General features: G+C 32.2%; 6 protein-coding genes. 2 read left to right on the forward strand and 4 right to left on the reverse strand.

Annotation, left to right across the window (positions count from 1 at the left end):
• Window positions 1-84 precede the first annotated feature (84 nt).
• From lpdA to argS, 3 genes are read right to left on the reverse strand one after another with little or no spacing between them, the layout of a single operon-like run.
• Window positions 85-1,473, reverse strand: coding sequence for a dihydrolipoyl dehydrogenase (gene lpdA, locus ACQY1Q_RS17105; RefSeq protein ID WP_431006549.1), 1,389 nt, complete (start codon window positions 1,471-1,473; stop codon window positions 85-87).
• Between the two features lie 20 nt (window positions 1,474-1,493).
• Window positions 1,494-2,108 (reverse strand): hypothetical protein, encoded by a 615-nt coding sequence (locus tag ACQY1Q_RS17110; RefSeq protein WP_431006550.1) that lies wholly within the window; start codon window positions 2,106-2,108, stop codon window positions 1,494-1,496.
• Between the two features lie 13 nt (window positions 2,109-2,121).
• Window positions 2,122-3,897: an arginine--tRNA ligase gene (argS, locus tag ACQY1Q_RS17115; protein ID WP_431006551.1), complete on the reverse strand. Its 1,776-nt coding sequence runs from the start codon at window positions 3,895-3,897 to the stop codon at window positions 2,122-2,124.
• A 174-nt stretch (window positions 3,898-4,071) separates the two neighbouring features.
• On the opposite strand from argS, the gene ACQY1Q_RS17120 reads away from it, so the two are divergent.
• On the forward strand, window positions 4,072-4,569 hold the full coding sequence (locus tag ACQY1Q_RS17120; protein WP_431006552.1) for a YkgJ family cysteine cluster protein: 498 nt from the start codon (window positions 4,072-4,074) through the stop codon (window positions 4,567-4,569).
• A 101-nt stretch (window positions 4,570-4,670) separates the two neighbouring features.
• Here ACQY1Q_RS17120 and ACQY1Q_RS17125 read toward each other — a convergent pair whose 3' ends face one another.
• Complete coding sequence (locus ACQY1Q_RS17125) at window positions 4,671-5,105, reverse strand: GNAT family N-acetyltransferase (RefSeq protein ID WP_431006553.1); 435 nt, start codon at window positions 5,103-5,105, stop codon at window positions 4,671-4,673.
• A gap of 151 nt (window positions 5,106-5,256) precedes the next feature.
• Between ACQY1Q_RS17125 and ACQY1Q_RS17130 the strand changes: the two genes are divergently transcribed.
• Window positions 5,257-6,099, forward strand: a complete 843-nt coding sequence (locus ACQY1Q_RS17130; RefSeq protein WP_431006554.1) for a sterol desaturase family protein — start codon at window positions 5,257-5,259, stop codon at window positions 6,097-6,099.
• The last annotated feature ends 83 nt before the right edge of the window (window positions 6,100-6,182 follow it).

Consider the following 6,182-nt stretch of genomic DNA (forward strand, 5'->3'; position numbering starts at 1 on the left):
AACACATGTTTGTTGAGAGATTTTATATCTTTAATCATACTAAAAAACTGTAATGGTTTTTTAGGACGACACATCTTTTTTATATTATAAGTGAATCACTTCATCATAAGCGTCAGCCACAGCTTCCATTACCGCTTCACTCATGGTTGGGTGAGGGTGAATTGCTTTTAAAACCTCATGTCCTGTAGTTTCTAATTTACGACCTAAAACAGCCTCAGCAATCATGTCAGTTACACCGGCACCAATCATATGGCAACCTAACCATTCACCATATTTAGCATCAAAAATAACTTTTACAAATCCGTCAGGAGTACCGGCAGCTTTAGCCTTACCAGACGCAGAGAATGGGAATTTTCCTATTTTTAACTCATAACCGGCTTCTCTTGCTTTATCTTCTGTTAAACCAACAGAAGCAATTTCAGGAGTAGCATAGGTACAACCAGGAATGTTTCCGTAGTCAATAGCTTCAGTATGTAAACCTGCAATTTTTTCAACACAAGTAATTCCTTCTGCAGAAGCAACATGTGCTAGGGCAGGACCCGGAGTAACATCACCAATAGCATAGTAACCCGGTATATTAGTTTGATACCAATCGTTTACTAAAATCTTATCTCTATCAGTAATAATTCCAACATCTTCTAAACCAACATTTTCAATATTTGTTTTAATTCCAACAGCAGATAATAGAATGTCTGCTTCTAAAATTTCTTCTCCTTTTTTAGTTTTTACAGTAGCTTTTACACCATTTCCTGAAGTATCTACTGATTCAACTGAAGAACTGGTCATTATTTTAATACCTGCTTTCTTAAAAGAACGTTCCATTTGTTTAGAAACATCTTTATCTTCAACAGGAACAATAGTTGGCATAAACTCAACGATAGTAACCTCTGTTCCCATAGAATTATAGAAATGAGCAAACTCAACACCAATAGCACCTGAACCAACTACAATCATAGATTTTGGTTGAGTAGGTAAGCTCATAGCTTCACGATATCCGATTACTTTTTTACCATCTTGAGGTAAGTTAGGCAATTCGCGAGAACGAGCACCTGTAGCTATGATAATATGATCTGCAGAGTATTCAGTAACTTTACCATCTTTATCAGTAACGTCAACCTTTTTACCTGGTTTAATTTTTCCGAAACCGTCAATTACATCAATTTTATTTTTCTTCATTAAGAATTGAACACCTTTGCTCATTCCTTCAGCAACACCACGACTACGTTTAATAACCGCTTCAAAATCTTTATCAATAGCCTCAGCTTTTAAACCATACTCGTCAACATGTTTTAAATAATCATATACTTGAGCTGATTTTAATAGTGCTTTTGTAGGAATACATCCCCAGTTTAAGCATATTCCACCTAAGTTTTCCTTTTCAACTACAGCAGTTTTAAAACCTAATTGTGATGCTCTAATGGCTGTTACATAACCTCCGGGACCACTTCCAATTATTAGTACGTCGTATTTCATGTTTTAAGATGTTTTATCGTTTAGTGTTTATTTTCAATATTAATTATACTTAGTTGTGTAGGATTAAAAACAACGTCGTTAATGCCTAATTTTTTACTGATGAAACTAAAAGCAACATGAGTAAAATAATGAATAAAAGTTAAACCAACAATGGCTAAAAAAGGAACTCCAAATAATTGATAAGGCCAAAAATAAGTCCATGTTCCTAAATTAATAGCTATCATTTCACCTAAAGCCGGAAAAAACAAAGCCATTAAAAGAATTAAGGAGTTTCTTGATGCTTTGGATAAATTGGGAAACTGAGTATATATTTGAACTTCTATTCTATACATTAAAACAAAAGCACCAGCCCAACCAAAAAATAACCATCTGGGAACTTGACTGGTAACATCATGATATTCCCAATGATTATAGGTGGTTCCTAAGTGTTCAACTAAAACTCCCATTAATCCTGTAAAAACAAGCCCGGCAACAAAGATAGGACTATAGGTGTTGTTTTTTACAGAAGAGTAAATAGAGTGAATTATTTTTAGACCTAATACAATGGCTAGAATTAAATCATATTGATGAAAAACACCAATAATAATTCCGCCAATTATTAACTTAAGGGTACTTAGAATTAGTATTTTTTTCATAAATACTACTTTTTTACATTCTTTCCGGAACCTGAATTCCTAATAAATTAAATGCTGATTTTATAGTATCTGCTACTTTTTCAGCTAATTGCACTCTAAATATTTTTGTATTCAAATCTTCTTCACCTAAAATAGATACGTTTTGATAAAAAGAGTTAAACTCTTTAACCAAATCATACGTATAGTTAGCTATGATAGCCGGAGAATAATTATTGGCAGCCTGTTGTATAACTTCCGGATACAATTCAAGTTGTTTAATTAACTCTTTTTCCTTTTCATGTAGTACTACACTGGTAATCGTAGTAGTATAATTAAAATCTGCCTTACGTAAGATTGATTGAATTCTTGCATAAGTGTATTGTACAAAAGGTCCGGTATTACCTTGAAAATCAACAGAAGCTTGAGGGTCAAACAAAATTCTCTTTTTAGGATCTACCTTTAAAATAAAGTATTTTAAAGCTCCTAATCCAATTATTTTGTATAACGCTTCCTTTTCTTCAGTAGAATAACCTTCTAATTTTCCTAATTCTTGAGAAATTTCACGAGCCGTGCTGGTCATTTCATCCATTAAATCATCGGCATCAACTACAGTACCTTCACGAGATTTCATCTTTCCCGAAGGTAAATCAACCATACCGTAGCTTAGGTGATATAATTGATCAGCCCATGAATACCCTAATTTTTTTAAGATAAGGAAAAGTACTTTAAAATGATAATCCTGTTCATTACCAACGGTATAAACAATACCATTCAAATCAGAAAAATCTTTGGCACGTTGAATGGCGGTACCAATATCTTGTGTCATGTATACAGAAGTTCCGTCTGAACGTAATACTAGCTTTTCATCCAAACCATCTTCTGTTAAATCACACCAAACTGAACCATCTTCCTTTTTAAAGAAAACACCGTTTTTTAAACCTTCTTCTATTACATCTTTTCCTAAAAGATAGGTGTTGCTTTCAAAATACAATTTGTCAAAATCAACTCCAATGTTTTTATAGGTAACGTCAAAACCATCATATACCCAGCTATTCATCATTTCCCATAAAGAAACCACTTCATTATCACCGGCTTCCCATTTACGTAGCATTTCCTGTGCTTCTAAAAATAGAGGGGCTTGTTTTTTAGCATCTTCTTCTGAAACCCCGTTTTCAACTAGCTGGTTAATTTCTTTTTTATATTCAGAATCAAATTTTACATAGTAATTCCCTACTAATTTATCTCCTTTTAATCCGGTAGAATTAGGAGTTTCACCATTTCCAAACTTTTGCCAAGCCAGCATAGACTTACAAATGTGTATACCTCTATCGTTTATAATTTGTGTTTTATAAACTTTATGTCCGGCAGCTTTTAAAATTTCAGCAACCGAATATCCAAGCAATACATTTCTAACGTGTCCTAAGTGTAACGGTTTGTTAGTGTTAGGTGATGAATATTCAACCATACGAGCATCAATACTGTTCGGTGTAGCAAAACCATAAGTAGTTTGGGCTGAAATTTGATTAAAAAAGTTAACATAAAAACTATCGGCAATAACCAAGTTTAAAAAACCTTTAACCACATTGTAACTCGTAATATCTTCAATAGTATCTACTAAGTATTTTCCTAAATCTTCACCTATTTGAACAGGATTTCCTTTTTTATACCGTAGTAAAGGAAATACAACCACGGTAATATCACCTTCAAAATCTTTACGGGTTGCCTGAAATTCAACATTAGGGAGTTCTACATCATATAAGGCTAAAAAACCTTCTTTTACTTTAGCTTCTAATACGTTTTGAATATTCATTAGTTAGGTAAATTGAAGTGCAAAATTACATAAATTATTTGGATGATATTTAAACTGGTTCTAACAATTTATATAGGTACTTTTGCAGTAGAATATTACAGTTAAACTAAGTATTGTTATTTAAAAAATAAATAATAGTTAATTAACTGACTTATAGTGAGAATATAGTTTGATATGATTGACAAGGATTTACCAAATTTATCGCAGTTAGCAAAAGAAGCGAAAGAAGAGAATAAGAAATATTTTCAGAAACTAAGAAAAAAGGCGCCTAAAAGGCTAGACCTATTAATGCAGGAAATACATGATAAAGAATTTGAACGTACAGATTGTTTAACGTGTGCTAACTGTTGTAAAACGACGAGTCCGATGTTTACCTATAAAGATATTGAACGTATAGCCAAGTATTTAAAAATGAAGGTGCCGGATTTTGTAGAACAATATCTTAAAATTGATGAAGATGATTTTCACGTATTAAAAACAGCTCCGTGTGCTTTTTTAGATGAAAGTGATAATACTTGTTATATATATGATGTTCGTCCGAAAGCCTGTGCAGAATACCCACATACTAACAGAAAAAAATTTATTCAATTAACGCACTTAACTTTAAAGAATACTGAAGTTTGTCCGGCAACTTACCGAATAGTAGAGGAACTAAAAAAACGTTTGCCTTAAAAATTTTATTAAGAAAGAGCATTACACTAACGCAGGAAGGTTTCCAGAGTTTAGAATGGGCATTACACTGATGCAGCTAGGTTTTTGAAAAGATTTTATGATTAATTTAATTGCTTTTCAAAAACCTTTTGTTCTTTTCTGATAGAAAATCCAAGAATTTGATAAAAAAGATGAGCATTCTCTCTTGTAGTATTGGAACGTACTCTTATTTTTGAACAATTATTCTCTAATCCCCAGGGTTTTATATGTTGAATAAGTTGTTTTCCCACTCCTTGTTTTCTATAATTAACATCAACAATCAACCCGCCAATTTCAATAAAAGGCTCAGATTCAATTCTTACAGCGTAAAAACAGTGAATCCATCCAATAACAATATGATTAGTTTCAGCAACAAAAATACGATGATCTGTTTTTTCTAAAATTAAACGTAACCTTTGTTGTATGTCTGAATATTCAGATGGATATCCTAATTGATTAGAAAGTTTTTGAATGGAATCAGTATCATTAATTTGTGCTTTTCTTATTATTAATACCATGAATATGATAGTTGGTGGAGATAAAGGTAGTATATTATATGTAATAAAAAGTAGAATAAATGTGCGCAGAGATATCCTTTAGAGCTATCAAGTTCACGGAGTGAGTAAAATCATAAATTTTTGTATTTTTAGAAGAAATTAATTACACGCATTGGAAACTCTTATAAACTATTTTGAAACCATTCCTTCAAGCCATAGAAGTATTATTTTGGTAAGCGGAATTACCTTTTTTTGGTTGTTAGAAGGTGCAATACCTTTATTTAACTTTAAATACAATAAATGGAAGCATGCTTTTCCTAATCTGTTTTTTACAGCAACTACCATTATTATTAATTTTATGTTGGCTTTTTTACTATTAAAAACAGCTGATTGGGTTACAGCAAACAATTTTGGAGTTATTAACTGGTTACCTAAAATGCCGTTATGGTTATATGTCTTATTAGGGCTTTTGTTTTTAGATTTTTTCGGAGCCTATTTGGCCCATTTAGTAGAGCATAAGGTTAAACCATTGTGGATGGTGCATTTGGTTCATCATTCAGATCATAAAGTAGATACTACGACGGCAAACCGACATCACCCGATAGAGAGTGTTATCCGTTTTTCATTTACCTTACTTGGTGTATTTTTAGCAGGAACCCCTATAGCTATTGTAATGTTATATCAATCAATGTCATTAGTGTTTACTCAATTAACGCATGCTAATATAAAAATGCCTAAAAAATTAGATAAACTAATAAGTTATGTAATAGTTTCACCGGATATGCATAAAGTACATCATCATAATTTATTACCATATACCGATTCTAACTATGGAAATATTTTTTCCATTTGGGATCGTTTGTTGGGAACATATATGGAGCTTGATAGAGAAAAAATTGTGTATGGAGTAGATACGTTTCCGGATGAAAAGAAAAATTCTGACTTGGTAGAGCTATTAAAACAGCCATTTCAGGGATACCGAAAACCTACTAATTTAGATGATTTGTCCTCGTAAAAGAGATATGAGTCGTCCTAAAATAGGTTGACAGATTTAAAAAATATTATTTAAACCAGAGAGGCTAGCTTCTCTGGTTTTTT

Source organism: Tenacibaculum sp. TC6 (assembly GCF_050606265.1).
Classification (GTDB): domain Bacteria; phylum Bacteroidota; class Bacteroidia; order Flavobacteriales; family Flavobacteriaceae; genus Polaribacter.

Excerpts from the sequence above, each read along its gene's own strand:
- lpdA (WP_431006549.1), bottom strand. The coding sequence starts at position 1,473 with ATGAAATACGACGTACTAATAATTGGAAGTGGTCCCGGAGGTTATGTA.
- ACQY1Q_RS17110 (WP_431006550.1), bottom strand. The coding sequence starts at position 2,108 with ATGAAAAAAATACTAATTCTAAGTACCCTTAAGTTAATAATTGGCGGA.
- argS (WP_431006551.1), bottom strand. The coding sequence starts at position 3,897 with ATGAATATTCAAAACGTATTAGAAGCTAAAGTAAAAGAAGGTTTTTTA.
- ACQY1Q_RS17120 (WP_431006552.1), top strand. The coding sequence starts at position 4,072 with ATGATTGACAAGGATTTACCAAATTTATCGCAGTTAGCAAAAGAAGCG.
- ACQY1Q_RS17125 (WP_431006553.1), bottom strand. The coding sequence starts at position 5,105 with ATGGTATTAATAATAAGAAAAGCACAAATTAATGATACTGATTCCATT.